Source organism: Mongoliitalea daihaiensis (assembly GCF_021596945.1).
GTDB classification, from domain to species: Bacteria; Bacteroidota; Bacteroidia; order Cytophagales; family Cyclobacteriaceae; genus Mongoliitalea; species Mongoliitalea daihaiensis.
The window spans coordinates 3,926,884-3,946,538 of sequence record NZ_CP063779.1; the positions used below are offsets into that span (position 1 = coordinate 3,926,884).

The 19,655-nt window shown below is 42.8% G+C and carries 13 protein-coding genes; 1 reads left to right on the forward strand and 12 read right to left on the reverse strand.

Annotated elements, in window-relative coordinates; all coding sequences use genetic code 11:
- Positions 1-130: 130 nt before the first annotated feature.
- The gene (locus tag IPZ59_RS16740) at positions 131-1,705 is read left to right on the forward strand and encodes a PKD domain-containing protein (RefSeq protein WP_236137194.1); all 1,575 of its coding nucleotides are present in this window, start codon (positions 131-133) and stop codon (positions 1,703-1,705) included.
- A 2,782-nt stretch (positions 1,706-4,487) separates the two neighbouring features.
- Here IPZ59_RS16740 and IPZ59_RS16745 read toward each other — a convergent pair.
- From IPZ59_RS16745 to IPZ59_RS16800, 12 genes are all read right to left on the reverse strand, one after another.
- Positions 4,488-4,880 (reverse strand): HIT family protein, encoded by a 393-nt coding sequence (locus IPZ59_RS16745; protein ID WP_236137195.1) that lies wholly within the window; start codon positions 4,878-4,880, stop codon positions 4,488-4,490.
- A gap of 46 nt (positions 4,881-4,926) precedes the next feature.
- Positions 4,927-5,403: a transcription elongation factor GreA gene (gene greA / locus IPZ59_RS16750; protein WP_236137196.1), complete on the reverse strand. Its 477-nt coding sequence runs from the start codon at positions 5,401-5,403 to the stop codon at positions 4,927-4,929.
- Between the two features lie 154 nt (positions 5,404-5,557).
- A complete protein-coding gene (locus tag IPZ59_RS16755; protein WP_236137197.1) occupies positions 5,558-6,499 on the reverse strand; it encodes an NAD(P)-dependent oxidoreductase in 942 nt (313 codons plus the stop codon).
- Positions 6,500-6,506: 7 nt separating this feature from the next.
- Positions 6,507-8,417: a polysaccharide biosynthesis protein gene (locus tag IPZ59_RS16760; protein WP_236137198.1), complete on the reverse strand. Its 1,911-nt coding sequence runs from the start codon at positions 8,415-8,417 to the stop codon at positions 6,507-6,509.
- Positions 8,418-10,015: 1,598 nt separating this feature from the next.
- Positions 10,016-10,726: a hypothetical protein gene (locus IPZ59_RS16765; protein WP_236137199.1), complete on the reverse strand. Its 711-nt coding sequence runs from the start codon at positions 10,724-10,726 to the stop codon at positions 10,016-10,018.
- A 123-nt stretch (positions 10,727-10,849) separates the two neighbouring features.
- The gene (locus IPZ59_RS16770) at positions 10,850-11,452 is read right to left on the reverse strand and encodes an acetyltransferase (protein WP_236137200.1); all 603 of its coding nucleotides are present in this window, start codon (positions 11,450-11,452) and stop codon (positions 10,850-10,852) included.
- 214 nt (positions 11,453-11,666) lie between these two features.
- The gene (locus IPZ59_RS16775) at positions 11,667-12,830 is read right to left on the reverse strand and encodes a DegT/DnrJ/EryC1/StrS family aminotransferase (protein ID WP_236137201.1); all 1,164 of its coding nucleotides are present in this window, start codon (positions 12,828-12,830) and stop codon (positions 11,667-11,669) included.
- Between the two features lie 1,054 nt (positions 12,831-13,884).
- On the reverse strand, positions 13,885-14,613 hold the full coding sequence (locus IPZ59_RS16780) for a YdcF family protein (protein ID WP_236137202.1): 729 nt from the start codon (positions 14,611-14,613) through the stop codon (positions 13,885-13,887).
- A 1,145-nt stretch (positions 14,614-15,758) separates the two neighbouring features.
- Positions 15,759-16,868 carry a YjbH domain-containing protein gene (locus tag IPZ59_RS16785; protein ID WP_236137203.1) on the reverse strand — a complete coding sequence of 370 codons (1,110 nt, stop codon included), beginning with the start codon at positions 16,866-16,868 and terminating at the stop codon, positions 15,759-15,761.
- Positions 16,861-17,718: a hypothetical protein gene (locus IPZ59_RS16790; protein WP_236137204.1), complete on the reverse strand. Its 858-nt coding sequence runs from the start codon at positions 17,716-17,718 to the stop codon at positions 16,861-16,863. Before IPZ59_RS16790 ends, IPZ59_RS16785 begins: the two co-directional genes overlap by 8 nt.
- 7 nt (positions 17,719-17,725) lie before the next feature.
- The gene (locus IPZ59_RS16795) at positions 17,726-18,433 is read right to left on the reverse strand and encodes an outer membrane beta-barrel protein (protein ID WP_236137205.1); all 708 of its coding nucleotides are present in this window, start codon (positions 18,431-18,433) and stop codon (positions 17,726-17,728) included.
- Positions 18,434-18,445: 12 nt separating this feature from the next.
- Positions 18,446-19,519 (reverse strand): hypothetical protein, encoded by a 1,074-nt coding sequence (locus IPZ59_RS16800; RefSeq protein WP_236137206.1) that lies wholly within the window; start codon positions 19,517-19,519, stop codon positions 18,446-18,448.
- Positions 19,520-19,655: the final 136 nt, after the last annotated feature.

A 19,655-nucleotide genomic window follows, 5' to 3' on the forward strand; every position in this document is an offset into this window, starting at 1 on the left:
CGATTTTCAAACTAAGTTTTTTCACTCCCTCTACCACTTAATAAAACCAATTTTTTTTTGAATTATTTATTGATAAATTTATGATAAGGAATGCGGTTTTTACAGAGAAAAGAGCCCAAAATTTCATTGTATGAAATGGAACATCCAGCATATCGCAAGTGTATTCATGTGGCTTACAACCTGGTTGTATGCCCAACCAATACTTGCGCAAAACTGTGGGCAAAACAATGTGACGGTGGCCGGCTTTGAGGTGACAGATTTGAATGGAAATCCCTTTTCAAGCACTAGCCCCTTTGAATTAGGTGAAGAGGTTAATGCAAGGCTCTTTATCACCATCAATGCCAGTAATTCAGAAAATGCCTTTTCAACAGCGATTTTTTATGATATTTTCATCGGTGAGACTAAAATCAATGAAGGTGGACGTCTCAGGGATTGTTTAGCTAATAATACACCACTTCCATTTGGCACTAGTGTTTTTGTAAGAGAAATTACCTTTACTTGGGGGGAAACATTATCCATTCGAAACATTTTAATCCGCTGGATCACAAACTCCAACTCAGCATGTTCAACCATCACAGAAACGGGAAATAATGCGCAGTGTTTTTCAAGTCCTCAAGGTTTTGAAGTCCCACTTCCCGTAATTCCTATCATTGATTTTAGTGCTGCAGCATGCGACAGAACTGTGAGTTTTGTAAGTGAATCACGTGGAGGAATTGGTCAATATACTTACTTATGGGATTTTGGTGATGGCACAACCTCTACAGAAGCGAACCCCGTACATACTTTTCCAGCTGTCAGTACTTACACGGTAAGTTTGAGGGTTACTGACGCCATTGGAGGTACCAATATCATTGTTCGAGACATTACTATTCCAACTATTACCATCAACATCGAAGTGATCCCTACCAAGCTAGGGCAAAACACTGGATCCATTACCGTTACTGCAAGTGGCGGAACAGGGCCCTACACGGTTACTTGGAGCAGTGCCGAAGGTTTCAATGGAACGCATAGTGGCTTTGACCCTAGTTACACCATAGAAAACTTGGGAAACGGCAGTTATGAAATATTTGTTACTGATAGTCAAGGATGTAGCAATTCTGTAAGCGAAGTTGTAGACTGGTCGTTGATTTTATCCTATGCGATAGAAAATTTTCAAGGACTCTACAATCCTACTACTCAGTCTGTAAAACTCTCTTGGCATACAGAACAAGAGTTTTTACCTGGCACTTTTACCGTACAGCGTGCGAGTAATGCGGCTCTACAGTTTGAAACCATTCATGAGTTTCAATCGAATGGATTTACTCAAACCGCAACCCAGTATACCTTTGTCGATACACGACTTCCTTTTGTACAGGGGCACATTTATTACCGAATCAAATACCAGGACAGTCCTAACAAGGCTATGTTCTCCACAGTCATTTCGACCCAGATTGCCAATGCAACACAAATAAGCCAAGGGTGGATGGCCTTTCCCAATCCAGTCAAAGGAGAGGCACTCATCCTTCGCTCTATGGGAAGAAAAAACTCTGAACCTCTGCTAATCAACCTCATTTCTACTCGGGGGGAACACGTACAGTTAAGCATTCAGGATCCTGGTATAGAAGTTAACCTCGCTCCCCACATCGAATCCTTCCCTAAAGGGCTCCTCATCATACAAATCCTCCAAAACGACCATCAGGAAACCATCAAGGTTTGGAAAAACTAACAGGTAAATGGTTAATCAAATTTGGAATGAATGAGGGGGATGATGAATTAGGAATTAGGAATGATGAATTTGGGATGATGAATTAGGAGTTAGGAATGATGAATTTGGGATGATGAATTTGGGATGAATGTTCCTAACGATCATTTGGGGTAGATTTTAATCTATGAATTGCAATGCAAGTTAGTGCTAAGTGGCTTGGCTACGACCGACATTTTTGCCATGGGTTTTAACCCATGGATGGGGATCATATCCTAGAATCAGAGGCTCGCAGGGTGATTGCCTTCGAGCTAAAAAGCGGTTTTCGAGCCGATACGAACGTGATTGTCTTAAAATCAATATTTTCGAGATTTGCAATCCTCTAGGTGAATTGGTTTTTTTGGGGATTTATTAGCTTAATTTGAACCAAAATGATTAATGCTACTTGCTTTCATTGTCGTTACTTTTGTCATTGCCACAAAAGTAACCAAAAAGGCTAGTCAGAAAAATCCTTCTCCCCGCAGGGCCCACGCCGGCGCGGTTTTCTGACCTCCTCCCCGCATCAGTACTACTATCGGACAATCTTAAAATAAACATTCAGGATTTTTTTATCTGAAAAAATCTAAAATTATAAATCTGCGCCAAATCTGTTCAATCTCCTGGATCTGTGAGAGAATTCGGTTTTTCTGACGTCCTCCCCGCAAGTACTACCAGCGGTAAGTGAACAGTGAGCAGTGAGCAGTGAACAGTGTAGTAACAAAAATCGATTAACTTAAGGAAAATTAAGTCTTGTTTCTTGATTCTTGTTTCTTGATTCTTGGTTCTAAATCTAAAATTATAAATCTGCGCCAAATCTGTTCAATCTCCTGGATCTGTGAGAGAATTCGGTTTTTCTGACGTCCTCCCCGCAAGTACTACCAGCGGTAAGTGAACAGTGAGCAGTGAGCAGTGAACAGTGTAGTAACAAAAATCGATTAACTTAAGGAAAATTAAGTCTTGTTTCTTGATTCTTGTTTCTTGATTCTTGGTTCTAAATCTAAAATTATAAATCTGCGCCAAATCTGTTCAATCTCCTGGATCTGAGAGAGAATTCGGTTTTCTGACCTCCTCCCCGCACGTGCTACCAGCGGTAAGTGAACAGTGAGCAGTGAACAGTGAACAGTGTAGTAACAAAAATCGATTAACTTAAGAAAAATTAAGTCTTGTTTCTTGATTCTTGGTTCTAAATCTAAAATCTAAAATTATAAATCTGAGTAAAATCTGTTCAATCTCCTAGATCTGCGAGAGGTTTACGGTTTTTCTGATCTCCTCCCCGCAAGTAACACCAACGGCTTTATATACCCTTCAAAATCTTTTTTCCGCGATTTCTGCGCTTTCTGCGAGAAGCTTTCGGTTTTTCTGACCTCCTCCCCGCAAGCACTACCAGCGGTAAGTGAACAGTGAGCAGTGAACAGTTAGGAATGATGAATTTGGGATGAATGTTCCTAACGATCATTTGGGGTAGATTTTAATCTATGAATTGCAATGTAAGTTAGCATTAAGTGGCTTAGCCACAACCGACATTTTTGCCATGGGTTTTAACCCATGGATGGGGATCATGTCCTAGAACCAGAGGCTCGCAGGGTGATTGCCTTCGAGCAAAAAAGCGTTTTTCGAGCCGATATGGACGTAATTGTCTTAAAATCAATATTTTCGAGATTTCCAATCCTCTAGGTGAATTGGTTTTTTTGGGGATTTATTAGCTTAATTTGAACCAAAATGATTAAAGCTACTTGCTTTCATTGTCGTTACTTTTGTCATTGCCACAAAAGTAACCAAAAACGCTAGTCAGAAAAATCCTTCTCCCCGCAGGGCCCACGCCGTCCCGGTTTTCTGACCTCCTCCCCGCACGTGCTACCAGCGGTAAGTGAACAGTGAGCAGTGAACAGTGTAGTAACAAAAATCGATTAACATAAGGAAAACTAAGTCTTGTCTCTTGATTCTTGTTTCTTGATTCTTGGTTCTAAATCTAAAATTATAAATCTGCGCCAAATCTGTTCAATCTCCTAGATCTTCGAGAGGTTTACGGTTTTTCTGACGTCCCACCCACACTTGCTACCAACGGCTTTATATACCCTTCAAAATCTTTTTTCCGCGATTTCTGCGCTTTCTGCGAGAGTTTTTGGACCTGCTACCAGCGGTTGTTAGTAAACAAATCTGTCTCAAAAATCCCCATAAGCCTGAAGGGCTTAAATATCTATTAACCCCGGGTAAGGTGTTACAGTAATAATTTTATACACTGACATCTCCTCACACCGCAACCCGGGGACAGGGATCGCCTCCAGAAACCAGAGGCTCGCAGGATGATTGCCTTCGAGCAAAAAAGCGTTTTTCGAGCCGATATGGAGGTAATTGTCTTTTAAATGGAATTACCGTAATATGATCTTTTTGGTATGTTTATAATTTTTGAATGGAGGTAAGAGATGGTACGGTTTTTACTTACATGTTCGTTACTTTTTGCATCGCCCAAAAAGTAACCAAAAACGCTAGTCAGAAAAATCCTTCCGCCCGCAGGGCCACCGCTGGCTCGGTTTTCTGACGTCCTCCCCGCACGTGCTACCAGCGGTAAGTGAACAGTGAGCAGTGAGCAGTGAGCAGTGAACAGTGTAGTAATAAAAATCGATTATCTTAAGGAAAACTAAGTCTTGTTTCTTGATTCTTGGTTCTTGGTTCTTAATTCTTGATTCTTAATTCTCGCTTCTCGCTTCTCGCTTCTCGCTTCTCGTTTCTCGCCTCCTGCCTCACGGTAGGCAAGCTCGCTTCTCCCCTAAAATCCTCCTCTAATGGTTTCCGCTATTTCAGCCAATTCCTCAGAAGTGAGTTTCAGCTTGGGTCGGGTGAAATTGATATCATCCATAGTCCGCAGTGGCACGAGGTGTACATGTACATGTGGTACATCCAAACCAATCACTGCTACTCCAACTCGAGTACATTTTATGGTTTTATCTATTGCCTTTGCTACCTTTTTTGCAAACACATGGAGACCTGCAAGCACCTCATCCTCTAAATCAAATATATAGTCTACCTCTTGCTTCGGCACTACCAATACATGGCCCTTACATAAGGGCATGATATCCAAAAAGGCAATGTAATGAGCATCCTCTGCCACAACATGTGCAGGGATTTCGCGATTGATGATTTTTGTAAAAATACTAGCCATGGGATAAAAATAAAAAATCCCGATGAATTTTCATCGGGACTGATAATTAATCATACGAAATATCTAAAACTTCAAATTCCAAAACGCCCGCCGGCGCGTTGATTTGAGCAATTTCACCTACTGTCTTGCCAACCAAGCCCTTCCCAAATGGAGAACCTAAGGAAATTTTTCCTGCCTTCAGATCTGCTTCTTCCTCCGAAACCAACGTGTAAGCCACTGTCATGCCATTTTTGACATTTTTAATTTTGACAGTACTCAAAATCCCTACCTTGGAAGTGTCTACTTTGGAGTTATCCATGACGCGGGCATTGCCTACTACCTCTTCCAACTTGGCAATCTTCAATTCCAACAAACCTTGGGCATCCTTCGCAGCGTCGTACTCCGCGTTTTCGCTCAAATCTCCTTTATCTCTAGCCTCCGCAATTTGTTTGGCGATATCGGACCTTCCCTTAGTCTTTAATTCCTGAAGCTCATCTTTTAGACGCTTCAAGCCTTCTTCCGTGTAATACTGAATTTTTCCCATGTTCGTATTCTTTTACTTGCTATGAAAAATAGAAGAAACGGCTCCCATATGGAAACCGTTTCCTCTACATATTTTGCTATATGATGTACAAATATATAAAATTCCCAATCATAAAACAATCAAACACAGATTTTGACTGCATTTGATGCTTCTCTCAGTAGTTAAATTCCTGTGAAATTTTTTGTACCAAAACCTGATTAATCTTTTCATAAGACTCCACCGTCCAGCCTGCCACATGTGGACTGAACACTACCTGCAAGCGGTCAGCCAACCGTGCAAAGGAAGCCTGCTGCTCCGAGGTGAACGTTTGGAATTTTTCATTTTCCAAGACATCCAAGACTGCCCCCTTTAATATTCCTTGATCAAAAGCCCAGTTGAGGGTATCAAAAGAAACCAACTCCCCTCTCGCGGTATTGATAAAAAAAATTGGTTTATGAAATTGTCGGAAAAATGACTGATCTAGAAAATTGGCAGTTTCAAAGGTCAGCGGCACATGTATGGATAAAATATCCGCATGCTCAAAAACATGATTCAAACTTACCTCCTGAACATGGCTTGTACCGAATCCTGATTTATACTTGTCGTAGGCCAAAACCTGCACATCAAACCCTTGCAAACGCTTAGCAAAAGCAGAACCCATATTTCCAAAGCCAATGATGCCTACTGTCTTTCCCTGCAATTCCACTCCTCGATTGGCTTCCCGTCTCCAAACTCCCTTCCGAACTTCTGCATCCGCCTGCGATAATTTATTCAATACTGCCAACAGTCCACCAATTGCATGTTCAGCCACAGCATCCATGTTACCTTCGGCAGCATGAAATAGTGAAATATTCCTTTCTATAAGAAACTCTTTATCAATCTGATCCAAACCAGCTCCTGCCCTCCCTATAAATTTCAAGGCTCCACCTGCTTCAATCAGCTGTCGATCAATGACAGTTTTTGATCGGATAATCATTCCAACATAGGCGCCCAAAATTTCCAAAATTTCAGATCTTCCAATATCGGGGCGGTAATCCACAAGCCAGCCACGACTTTCAAGCAAAGAAATTATTGACAGATGCATCTCATCGATGATCAACACACGATTGGTACTCATAAGAAGCTTAGTTCAGTCTATCCAATATCTCGAAACGTGAAGACTTGCTGATAAATTCCGGAACTATCTTTTTTAAATGAGAAACCATGTCATTTTCTACGCTTTTTTCAATCAACTCTTCAAATAGATTTATTTGCTTCTCCAATTTATAATATTCACCAGGTGCTACTTGGGCAATCATTATCCGTGGATGATGGGTGATTTTAACAAACTCTGAATTATTCAGCAGTTCTTCGTATAACTTCTCCCCTTCCCGCAGTCCGCTAAATACGATTTCTATATCTTCGCCGACTTTCTTACCACTCAATTGAATCATCTTTTTGGCCAAATCTACAATTTTGATCGGCTGCCCCATATCAAAGATAAAAATTTCACCTCCATTGCCCATCACGCCAGCTTCCAAGACCAACTGACAGGCCTCCGGTATGGTCATAAAATAACGAGTAATATCCGGATGGGTGACACTTACAGGCCCTCCTCGTTGAATCTGTTTTTTGAATAAAGGAATTACAGAACCATTCGATCCCAATACATTTCCAAATCGTGTGGTGATAAATTTGGTATGCTTGACAGAATGGTTTTTTTCTAGGAACATACTCAAGGATTGCACATACATTTCAGCCGCACGCTTGGTAGCACCCATTACATTGGTAGGGTTTACAGCTTTATCTGTACTGACAAACACGAATTTCTCTACCTGATGGGTTATTGATAAGTCCGCAACATTTTTGGTTCCCAAAATATTGGTTTTCATAGACTCCTCCGGATAATTCTCCATCATCGGTACATGCTTATACGCAGCTGCATGAAATACTATTTGAGGCTTGTACTGTTGGAATAACTGCTGCATTTTTTTCCGATCACGCACATCCCCTAAAATCACTCGAAAAGGATGCGATATACCTGACTCCTTTAATTCTTGCTCCATGTCATAGAGTGGAGATTCCGCCTGATCCAACAAAATCAAATCTTTCGGTTGATATTGTATGATTTGCCTGCATAATTCAGAGCCAATAGAACCAGCAGCCCCCGTTACCAAGATCACTTTCCCCTGTAAATCTTCTTGAACTTGCGGATTATTGATAGCAATCTGCTCACGACTCAATAAGTCCTCAATCTTCACGTCTTTGATAGCCTTGGCATCCAGATTACCATTGATCCACTGTTCCACCGGTGGCATAGTGCTGACATGGATATTAAGACGCAAACATTCATCGATAATTTCCCGCTTGCGAGCTATCGGAAGGTCCTTGATCGCTATGATTAGTTCTGTGATACCGTACTTTTCTAGAAGAAATTCAAGTTTATCCAAGCCTCTGTATATGGTCTTCCCATGAAGGATTTTTCCTTCCATATTAATCGAATCATCTAAAAATGCTACAATATTTAACAGAGTATCTCGATCACGTTTGATGACATTGTTCACGATGATTCCTGCTTCTCCTGCACCAAATATGACCCCTTTTTTGGTTGTCGGCATTGACTCTGTACTTCGCACGTACACAAATAACTCTTTGACTACCAGTCGATAAAATACCAATAAGCAAATAGAAGTAAGTGATGCAATGATCAGGACAGAAGTGGGAACCAAATAGCTGTGATCAAACAACCTCACGCTCAGAATGTTGAGTAATACCAGCAATGCAGCAGCATAAAGTATAGTTTGAGCGATGATAACCCCATCTTTGAACCCTGTATGACGGACTATACCCCGATAACTATGGGTAAACAACATCATTAAAATACCCGCACCCATAAAGATGCTGCTTCCTAGGAAAACATCGTTGGCCATTACAACATCCAACTCAAAGTTGAACCGCGTGAGGTAGCCGATAAGCCCAGCAAGCCAAAAGAATCCCGCATCCAATACGCCAATGATCCACCTTGGCAGTATGGTAAGTCTCCTTAAAAAGTCCATAGAAAAAATGGTTTAAATGAAACTAAGAAATAAATAGACGACAATTGAAGTGATAATGTAATCATACAAACTTATTTAATGAAATTATTCTTGAATTTTTTTTAAAAATTTGGTGGTGAAGAATAAAAAATAAGAAGGTACTATAAATGTACAATGAACGGTGATTCAAATTTGGAATGAGGAATGAATGTTTCTAGCGATCATTTGGGGTAGATTTTAATCTATGAATTGTAATGTAAGTTAGCATTAAGTGGCTTAGCCACGACCGACATTTTTGCCATGGGGTTTTAACCCATGGATGGGGATCATATCCTAAAACCAGAAGCTCGCAGGGTGATTGCCTTCGAGCTAAAGAGCATTTTTCGAGCCGATACGGACGTAATTATCTTTAGATCAGTGTTTTCTAGATTTGCAATCTTCTAGGTGAATAGATTTTTTTAGGGATTTATTAGCTCAATTTGAACCAAAATGATTAATGCTACTTGCTTTCATTGTCGTTACTTTTTGCATCGCCCAAAAAGTAACCAAAAACGCTAGTCAGAAAAATCCTTCTCCCCGCGTGGCCCACGCAGGCCCGGTTTTCTGACCTCCCGCCCGCTAGTACTGCCAACGGCTAATAGTAACAAGATAAAATTAGGACTTTTTTATCTGTCCAAATATAAAACCATCAATCCGTGTCAAATCTGTTCAATCTCCTAGATCTTCGAGAGGTTTACGGTTTTTCTGACGTCCCACCCACACGTGCTACCAACGGCTTCATATACCCTTCAAAATCTTATTTCCGCGATTTCTGCGCTTTCTGCGAGAGTTTTTGGACCTCCTCCCCGCTCGTGCTACCAGCGGTTGGTAGTAAACAAATCTATCTCAAAAATCCCCATAAGCCTGAAGGGCTTAAATATCTATTAACCCCGGGTAAGGTGTTACAGTAATAATTTTATACACTGACATCTCCTCACACCGCAACCCGGGGACAGGGATCGCCTCCAGAAACCAGAGGCTCGCAGGATGATTGCCTTCGAGCTAAAGAGCGTTTTTCGAGCCGATACGGACGAGATTATCTTTTAATGTAATACTTTAATATGATCTTTTTGGTATGTTTATAATTTTTGAATGGAGGTAAGAGATTGTACGATTTTTACTTCCATTGTCGTTACTTTTGTCATTGCCACAAAAGTAACCAAAAACGCTAGTCAGAAAAATCCTTCCACGCTCTAGGCCACCGCCGGCGCGGTTTTCTGACGTCCCACCCGCATCAGTACTACTATCGGATAATCTTAAATTAAACATTCAGGATTTTTTTATCTGTCCAAATATGAAACTATCAATCCGTGTCAAATCTGTTCAATCTCCTAGATTTGCGAGAGACCTAGGAGTCAACGGCTGTCAGTCATCTGTTTGGTCTATGGTAACAAAAATCGATTAACTTAAGGAAAACTAAGTCTTGATTCTTGGTTCTTGATTCTTGTTTCTTAAATTTCGCCTCCTACTTCAAGATAGTCAAGCTCGCCTCCTACTTCAAGATAGGCAAGCTCGATTCCTACCTTAAGGTAGGCAAGCTCGCTTCTCGCCTCACCGTAAGCAAGCTCATTTCCTAATAATTATTCTTTTCTGAAATTAAAGAAACGTTTATACGTAATCTGGGCCTGTGCCAAGTAATCATTGTAACTATTGTAATTGGCATTCCCATCTAGGTTATCACTAAAAGTAAATAATACTGTTCCTTCTAAAGCAATATCGGTTAAAGCACCTACCTTAAAAGATATCCCTCCTCTTAACGGAATATATCCTGTGCTGATGTTGCCTTTCGACTTTGGCTCATCTGAATTCATACTAAAAAATTTGGTTTGAAAGACGTGCATGACCCCGATGCCTAGCCCACCGTAAAGGTTAACTTGAGGTCTTTCAAAATGGTTTTTGTACGGAATTACATAAAGAATAGGAACCACGTCCGCAAATATGGCTGTTCCTCTGAATCTTGCTGCACTACCGGATCTTTCCCAAAGAGCAAGAATTCCTGGATTTGTGCTACCATTGGTCACTAACTGCTGAGCCCCAAGGCTGGTTTGAATGCCAAACTGAGAACCCAAACGTTTAGTGTAGGAAACTGTTAATGCCGGATTCCATTCGAACGTAAAGGTTCTAAAATCTCCTGCGTTGTCGGAATAAATAAATGATGGTCCAATACCCACCGAAAAAACATCCGTTTTCGGTATCCGATATTTATGAAAACTCTGACCAAAACTATGATGTGCAGAAAAGAAGCTTAAAGCGACCCAGAAAAAGACGTTGAGAGAAATTTTTTCTTTCATTTTGACAGAAAATTAGAGTAGATAGTATTTCAAGAAAATAAGTTAAAACTAATAATGTCTATCGTCTTGAGCCTAAACTCCTAGCTTAACCTAGGCAGGCTCTCATCGCTCCTTTCACTTCACTTACAAAACACTCACCTGTGCTACAATTCCAGCTCCTCTCCAGAGGCTAAAATCCGGAATATCTTTATTCACAACACTATGAGCTCCGATGGTGCACCATTTGCCGATTTTTACTCCAGGAAGAATCACTGAATTGGCACCGATCAAGGTTCCTTCTCCTACTGTTATCCCTCCACATAAAGTAGCCTGTGGAGCAATGTGAACAAAATCACCAATGATACAATCATGATCAACAGAAGCACCAGAGTTAATGATGGTCTGATGACCAATGCTAGTACCCACTTTTACAATCGCTCCTTCCATGACCACGCAGCCATCACCAATGTTGGCTCGCTTGGAGAAAATTACAGAATCGTGGATAATCGATGCAAACTTTACACGGCCTGCCAAGCGATCTGCTAGCATTTTCCTTATTTTGTTGTCACCGATGGCAATGAATACATCGCTTTGAAAAACATAATCGGCTGGAATAGGGCCCATTACAGGATATCCCAATACCTCTTTTTTATCTTGATCGTCATCGAAAACTCCATGGATTTTCTCATAACTATCAATGATATCAATAATGACTCTACCGTGTCCTGAAGCTCCGTAAATGTACATGGTTATGGTATTGTTTGGGGTGATTATCTGATATAATTATAAGCAAAAGTTATGAATTAGCTAATTAAAATTTAACTTTTTTTAGATATAAATTTATCAAAAGTTTTAAAAGTGATATTCTTGTGTTTAAAATACAATTAACTTCATACATGATTCATTGATTTTTAGCAAATTACAGCTTGTCAAAGCATTAAAAACGATCCATTGATATATGTTAAGGATTGACCTTACTCAAAATCACCTCTACCACTCGTCCGAGATCCCCTTCAGAAAGGTTGGATCCGCTCGGTAAACACAGCCCTCTTTCAAATAAAAGCTCAGAAACCTTCTTTCCGAAATACGGGAAATTCTCGAATACAGGTTGCATGTGCATAGGTTTCCACAACGGCCTAGACTCGATCGCCACTTCCTGCATGGCCCGTCGAAGTTGTTCCCGATCTACTCCTCCAGTCTTGGCAGGATCTACGATGATGCAACTCAGCCATCGGTTGGCATAGTAATCTGGCAATTCCTCCAAAAAAGAAATGCCTTGAATTTCGCGCAGCGCTGAACGATAAAACTCAAAGTTGGCTCTTCTGGCCCGAACACGCTCATCCAACACCTCCAATTGCCCCCGTCCGATGCCTGCCAATACATTGCTCATGCGGTAATTGTACCCGATTTTGGAATGCTGATAGTGTGGTGCTTCGTCCCGTGCTTGAGTAGCAAGGTGTTTAGCTGCGGCGATGCTTGCTTTAGAAGGAGAGATCAGAGCTCCTCCACTTGAGGTAGTGATGATCTTATTCCCATTGAATGAAAAGACACCAAAATCACCAAATGTCCCACAGTGTTTGCCTTGGATATGTGCTCCCATGGCTTCGGCTGCGTCTTCGATGACGGGTATTTCGTATTTTTGTGCAATCGCCATGATTTCCTTCATCTTTGCCGGCACTCCATACAAATGCACCGGGATAATAGCCTTTGGTTTCCGTGCTTTACCTGTCCAAGGCCCTGGCAAGTCTCCGGTCAAACAGCCTTGTATAGCCTTTTCCAAAGCTTCGGGACACATATTCCATGTATCTTCCTCCGAATCCACGAAAATAGGGATGGCACCCTGATAACGAATCGGGTTGGCCGAGGCAGAAAAAGTCATGGATTGACAAATCACATAGTCCTCCTCTTGTACTCCCAAAAGTACCAAGGATAAATGAATGGCAGCTGTTCCTGAAGAAAGTACAGCTACTTCACTACCTCCAACATAGCTGCTCAACTCTTTCTCAAAAGCGTCAATATGCGGACCTACGGGAGCTATCCAATTGGTGTGAAAGGCTTCCGTAACTAATGTAAGTTCCTTCGAACCCATGTGGGGAGAGGAAAGGTAAATGGTTTTATTCGTCATAGTAGTTTAGTTAACAGTAACAGCTGCCTCAGTGGCTAAGCGAAGTCGAAGAGTTTTAAATGGGCGTTTGTAACTGAAAAAGTTTGCTTTTTTCTAGGGTTTTTGCGGCGTAACCTGGGGTTGGTTACACACCCCGATCCAAAGGCCCGCACTTGGATTATCTTCAAGCAAATCATTGCTTTACGAGCCGATACGGAGGTAATTGTTTTTAAATCTGACCAAAAACCTAGACTTCTCTTTTGTAAGATTTTTGTTATTTATAAGCACTAATTGATAATTAGAATATTGCTGCTATTTACTCTTATTGTCGTTACTTTTTGCATCGCCCAAAAAGTAACCAAAAACGCTAGTCAGAAAAATCCTTCCGCCCGCAGGGCCCACGCCGGCTCGGTTTTCTGACGTCCTCCCCGCATCAGTACTGCTATCGGATAATCTTAAAATAAACATTCAGGACTTTTTTATCTGTCCAAATATAAAACCATCAATTCGTGTCAAATCTGTTCAATCTCCTGGATCTGTGAGAGACCTAGAAGTCAACAGCTGTCAGTCAACTGTTTGATCTATGGTAACAAAAGTAGGTTATCTTAAGGAAAATTAAGTCTTGATTCTTGGTTCTTGGTTCTAAATCTAAAATTATAAATATGAGTAAAATCTGTTTAATCTCCTAGATCTGTGAGAAGCATGTGAGAGAATTTCGGTTTTCTAACGTCCTCCCCGCACGTGCTGCCAGCGGTAAGTGAACAGTGAGCAGTGAGCAGTGAACAGTGAGCAGTGAACAGTGAGCAGTGAGCAGTGTAGTAACAAAAATCGATTAACTTAAGGAAAACTAAGTCTTGTTTCTTGATTCTTGGTTCTTGATTCTTGGTTCTTGATTCTTGGTTCTTGTCTCTTGATTCTTGATTCTTGTTTCTTGTCTCTTGATTCTTAAATCTCGTCTCCTACCTCAAGGTAGGCAAGCTCGCCTCCTACCTCAAGGTAGGCAAGCTCGTATCCTACCTTAGGGTAGGCAAGCTCGCTTCTCGCATCTCGCATCTCGCTTCTAATTTCTCGCTTCTCAAAACTTCCCCAAGAACATTCCAATAGTCTCATGCACATACGTTTCCCAACGTTGCAGGGCGTGGAGAGAGGGGATCCATTGAAGTCGGTCGCCTGCAGGGTGTTTGCGGATAATAAAATCAGAAGCAGCCGGTATAACCTCCAAACCATGGGCCTCAAACATCCGCTTAGCCCTTGGTAAATGTACCGCAGTGGTCACTAGGATGATTTTTTTAGCATCGGGATAGGCCTTTACAAACTCCTGCGCCTCCTCCCAAGTTGTTTTGGGCGTAGGAACTATACCCAATCTAGCTTCTTCCATCCCCGATTCCTTGGCATAATTGGCATACATCTCCGCTTGTGAAAGATATCCATCTCGGCCAGCGGAAGAAAAAACCAAGATTGATTCCGGCAATTCCTGAGCAATCCGCATCCCCTGAGTTACACGCAACAAGGGCGAGCCAGCCAGTTGATGCATGGAATTGATTGCTGGGTCAGGAGTTCCGCCTGCACCCAAAACCAAGATATAAGGAGCTCCCAACTTTTGCTCTTCCCAAATAGGGAAACTCCGCTCTTTTTGTTGAATCAGGTAATTGATCGGAGCTGGCATCAACAAAATAGTGGCCAAAGCAAGCAAGCCTGCCAACCAGTTCCTTCCCGCCTTCCACTGCCCCCAAGCCCCCCACAACATCCCACAAAAGATGTAAAATGCAGGGTTTAAAAAGAAGTTATGGGCGATGTAACGCATGGGGGATGGTGAAGAGTTGGGAATGAGGAATTAGGAATGAGGAATGAGGAATGAGGAATTAGGAATTAGGAATGAGGAATGAGGAATTAGGAATGAATGGTCTTAACTGGCATTTGGGGTAGATTTTAATCTATGAATTGCAATGTGAGTTAGTATTAAGTGGCTTAGCCACGACCGGCATTTTTGCCATGGGTTTTAACCCATGGATGGGGATTATGTCCTAGAACCCGATGCTCGCAGGGTGATTGCCTTCGAGCTATAGATCGGTTTTTGAGCCGATATGGGCGTAATTGTCTTAAAATCAATATTTTCGAGATTTCCAATCCTCTAGGTGAATTGGTTTTTTTGGGGATTAATTAGCTCAATTTGAACCAAAATGATTAATGCTACTTGCTTTCATTGTCGTTACTTTTGTCATTGCCACAAAAGTAACCAAAAAGGCTAGTCAGAAAAATCCTTCTACCCGCAGGGCCCACGCCGGCGCGGTTTTCTGACCTCCTCCCCGCAAGTACTGCCAGCGGATAATCTTTAAATAAACAACCAAGGTGAAGTTTGACCCCCTTGGGGTCTTAAGCAAGGAAAAAACAACCCATTATCAACCACGGGTTAAAAACCCGTGGCTATTGAGAAGTTTGACTCTTTCAGAGTCTTTTATATACCCTTCAAAATCTTTTTTCCGCGATTTTTGCGCTTTCTGTGAGAGACCTAGGAGTCAACGGCTTTCAGTCAACTGTTTGGTTTATGGTAACAAAAATCGATTAACTTAAGGAAAACTAAGTCTTGATTCTTGGTTCTTGATTCTTGGTTCTTAAATCTCGCTTCCTACCTCACCGTAGGCAAGCTCTCCTCCTACCTCACCGTAGACAAGCTCGCTTCTAAAAAAATCTTCTCTTTATTCAAGCATTTTAATGCAACCACCCTGCTCGCAGGCCTTATGCCTACGAGCAAATTAGGGACAAGCTAAGGTGGCTGACTTTTTTTGATACGATAAATCCTGAGTTTGGATATGAATATTTATACTTATTTTTCTATGACTCCGCAGCGTGGGGTGAAAATATGGAAGACTTGATAATCTGGCGGTTTACTCCCTTGCTACCTTGTAGGCAATTACCAGAATCTGGGGATCGAAACCCACGGATGGAATGTCAATTCCGCCCATACTGCCTCAACAAATCATCCAATCTCGGGGTGCCGGTTCGGTACCTCCTTCCGACAGGGGCCTCGGCATTGATGGAGTACTCCCAGCGAAATTCTTCTGTGGTACGGAGTTCCAACCGTCGGCTGCGCAGCAATTTTCCGGGCCACAAGGGGAAGGCTAGCTGGAAGCCTGCACTGTTGCCGAACTCGGTGGCGGTGGCGAAGAAACCTACGTCCCAACTGCCGTATTGCCGAATCAGATCCATGCGAACTCCCCGATCACCGGCCAAAAACTGTCCGCCCATGGCTTTTATCGTCAACCCTTCCCATGGCAAGCGGTATTCCACATCGGCCAAGGCTACCCAATCACTCACAGGCCCCGTAAAGAAACGCTCTTGACTGAACACATAGAAACCTGTGCGGTTCACCTGTAAGCCATAAGACCACCGTGACTGATAAGGGGCATAGCGGTACTGCACATCCCAACCATAACGGTCGAAGACAAACAAACCCGTTTGCAGCATCACAAAATGCCCGGGCTTGATCTGCCTGAGATAATTCACATGGGAAGGCCCTATATGGGGTCTTTCGGAAGTGCGATCCAGGCGATTGGTGATGGGAACGTAGAGGCCAGTATGGACGCTCAAACCGGGTAAAACGTACACCCGTGTATCCAAAAGCATCCCGAACTTTTCTTGGATAGGTTGCTCGAAATTTCCGAACCGAATATTCAGATCGGGCATCAAGCGGAAATTGAACCTATACTTTTGAGGGGACCAGGCTTGACGGAGGATGTGGCGCTCGGATTCTTCCAAAGAAGTCCAACGATTATCGGCATCAAATACCCCCATGTTTTCTCCCCATAACAAAGGTGCCAAACGCAACAAGGAATCCGCAATTCCGTCTTCAGCAGCCAAGGTTCGGATCAAATCCATGGAAGCCAAAGGATCCCGGAAGTTTCTGTGCTCGTATTGGATCAGGTAGCTGCCAGATTGCTCCAAGATATGTACCTGCTCGAAACCTGCCCGCTTCATGGCTACATCTAACTGTGCCTCTACCGTCCAAGGAAGAAGGACTAAGCCCAGCAATAGCCCGATGATTTTCTGCAAACTACTCATGGGCTTTGGTTTTTAATCGTCTCAACTCCCGTGGCTTGACATCCAAAGGTACATTCAGGTGAATACCAGCCCCCAGATGACGCAGCCCGTAGGCATTGACCTGTAGGGAAATCCGTTCTTTCCAAAGATTGGCAAAGGCCCCGGCATGCATGCCCCGACCATCATGTTCCAGCATGAAACCACCCAAGTTTTGGTAGCTCATCTGAAGGGCTCCAAATAGGCCTGTTAGGTACAGGTTATTGATTCGTTCTTTTCTGGCGAATCCGGGGAGTAAGGGTTCACGGTTTTTGTCAAGAGCTTCGGTTCCTACCCAAAATACCGGAACACCATAGCCTAGGCTTCCCGTAATTTCCCAGGAATCGTGGATTTTTCTGTTTTTGGTCAATACAATGGCTTGATGGCTCAGGTAATCCGCAGGGGAATTCAATTGGGGAAGGGTGAAAAATACGGAAACATCCGGTCTCCAAGTATCTTCTTTTTCTTTCAACAATCTTAATGAAAAATCTAAATGCCTATCCCCTATCCCTATGCGTGGAACTTGGGGTAGATAGGTCATATTCAGGTTGATCCGCAAAAAAGGTGTCACATCTACCGTGGCATGGTACATGAGTTCATCCGAAAATCGTCCCATAAAATGATTAATCGCATGGGCTTGAGGAATGCTAACGAGGCCTACACTCGCCATAGGCCGCTCGGACCACTGACCTTTGGGGGTAAAGATGTAGCCGGGTTTCCCGAGTACATTGTGTTGGGCTAGCAGGTCGGTGGACATTCCACTGATCAGGCATCCCACAAAAAAGAGGCTGAGTAAGAGATACTTACCCAGCCATTGTTTGATTTGAACGTTCAATTACTTGTTAAATTTCATCTCCTTCATTGTCGGAATTGCTCTTTTTAAACAAGTTAGCAACTTTTACCCGCAAGCTCAACCCGATCTCAAAACCTGCCAGGGCATTGGTCGTAGTTTGGATAGGTGCTCCCGGTTCCGGTCTGAAATTCACGTTATAGTTTCCCGTATTGTAACGCATATCCAAGCCTACCCCGAATATTTCAGAAAACATGTATTCGGCATCTGCTTTGAAGTAGGCACCGGTGGTTCTTCCTGAAAATACCGTAGGATTCACCGAACCTTGGGCACCTACGACGGTACGGCTCACTTCGTTTTGGATGTAATAGGTATTGATCCCTAGACCCGCGCCGACGGTGAATTCATCGGATAAGCCCTTTTGATATACTGCTCCAAAAGAAAGGGGTACAATGCGCTGCTTAATTTCTTCGGTCAAGGTAAAACCTGGGAAGACACTTTCGCCTGTAAAGGTGGAATTGGCAATCGCTACCCTTCCTTCTACCCCGAGACCTTGGAATAGATCCACGGTAGCAAACAAGGAAGGAATCAGCGAACTGCTGCGATTGGTACTGTTTAGCGGTTGGAACATGGAGGAAAATTCATCTCCACTGCCTCTTCCCCAACTGCTGAGGCCTACACCTACTCTTGATACCTGTACTTGTGCCATGGCAAACTCCGTACTCATGGCAAACAACAAAATGATTAGTATTTTTTTCATGATTTCTTAAAATTAGCTACCTGAACCTTGATTATGACATGCATTCAACGCTGTATTCAAAATAGCATTGGCTTCCGCAATCGCTGTATTGAAGGCGGTGGTCAATGCAGCAATGGCAGTGTTGCGGGCATTGGTGGCGGCGGCGATATCTGCTGCACGTGCTGCCTCTATTGCTAGCAAGTCAGCTGCCAAACCTGTCGTCAAAGCTGTTTTCCAGCTCACCACATAAACAAAAGCAAACAGGCGGATACGATTAGCCAAGGCCGCATTAAGGGGCTGAATGGCCGAAGCCGAAGCCAATAACCCTGTCGCTACTATCTGTACATTTTGAATTCTTTGCTCATACAAGGTAATCACCTGTGTTGTGCGATTGGTAGCACGGGTAGCGGCTTCCTGTGTACGTCTATCAAAATTTGCCGTGATGGTAGCCAACTGTGCATCTCGGTTTTGTGTGATGCGGGTCACTGCCTGATCATAGGCTGCTCTTGCCGCATCTGCACAAGGACCTACCAAGGTATTGAGTCGGGCATTAAGACCTTCTTCCAATAGGTCAAAACCCCATTCCGCAGCAGGCGGTACAGGTTGTGGAAGTCTTAATTCCGGGAATAGGGCACTCATATCCGGATTTTCCAACAAAGCCTCCACCGCTGCAAGGGTTTCCTGAGACAAGGCATCTTCCACATTTAAAATATCTTCAATTCTATCCGCAGAAAGTGCACCCACTTCCGCAGCAAAAACTGCTTGCTCCGCAGGAGTCAAAGCTTCGATAGCTTCTTCAATATCAGACAAAACCACCTGATTTGCGGGTGTGATATCTGCCGGAGTGGTAGCACCCGTAATGTCGGTAATGACTACTTGGGTAATTTCCGGTTCGATAATTTCTGCCAAAGGCGGAATTACCGGGGCTGGATCCGGATCGTTGACAGTAGGAATGTTCCCCACATTTTCAAAGTCATTGTTGACAAAGTTGAAGGGATCCAAGAATTCCAAGTCTCTGTCAGAGCATTGGAAAAAAGCCATTCCGATAAACAGAAATAGCGGGAGGACCCAATACTTTTTGTTGGACCGTGTTGTGAGCTGTTTCATAAAAGATTCATTTAAGTGTATGGATTGAGTTTAAAATAATTACGCTTCCAACTCATCAGCCTGCTCCCGCCTACGCAAGGATGGGCCTTTGAATACGAAAATATGTTGGGTTTATCTGGTAATTCCCTTGATTAAA

Excerpts from the sequence above, each read along its gene's own strand:
- IPZ59_RS16740 (WP_236137194.1), top strand. The coding sequence starts at position 131 with ATGAAATGGAACATCCAGCATATCGCAAGTGTATTCATGTGGCTTACA.
- IPZ59_RS16745 (WP_236137195.1), bottom strand. The coding sequence starts at position 4,880 with ATGGCTAGTATTTTTACAAAAATCATCAATCGCGAAATCCCTGCACAT.
- greA (WP_236137196.1), bottom strand. The coding sequence starts at position 5,403 with ATGGGAAAAATTCAGTATTACACGGAAGAAGGCTTGAAGCGTCTAAAA.
- IPZ59_RS16755 (WP_236137197.1), bottom strand. The coding sequence starts at position 6,499 with ATGAGTACCAATCGTGTGTTGATCATCGATGAGATGCATCTGTCAATA.
- IPZ59_RS16760 (WP_236137198.1), bottom strand. The coding sequence starts at position 8,417 with ATGGACTTTTTAAGGAGACTTACCATACTGCCAAGGTGGATCATTGGC.
- IPZ59_RS16765 (WP_236137199.1), bottom strand. The coding sequence starts at position 10,726 with ATGAAAGAAAAAATTTCTCTCAACGTCTTTTTCTGGGTCGCTTTAAGC.
- IPZ59_RS16770 (WP_236137200.1), bottom strand. The coding sequence starts at position 11,452 with ATGTACATTTACGGAGCTTCAGGACACGGTAGAGTCATTATTGATATC.
- IPZ59_RS16775 (WP_236137201.1), bottom strand. The coding sequence starts at position 12,830 with ATGACGAATAAAACCATTTACCTTTCCTCTCCCCACATGGGTTCGAAG.
- IPZ59_RS16780 (WP_236137202.1), bottom strand. The coding sequence starts at position 14,613 with ATGCGTTACATCGCCCATAACTTCTTTTTAAACCCTGCATTTTACATC.
- IPZ59_RS16785 (WP_236137203.1), bottom strand. The coding sequence starts at position 16,868 with ATGAGTAGTTTGCAGAAAATCATCGGGCTATTGCTGGGCTTAGTCCTT.
- IPZ59_RS16795 (WP_236137205.1), bottom strand. The coding sequence starts at position 18,433 with ATGAAAAAAATACTAATCATTTTGTTGTTTGCCATGAGTACGGAGTTT.
- IPZ59_RS16800 (WP_236137206.1), bottom strand. The coding sequence starts at position 19,519 with ATGAAACAGCTCACAACACGGTCCAACAAAAAGTATTGGGTCCTCCCG.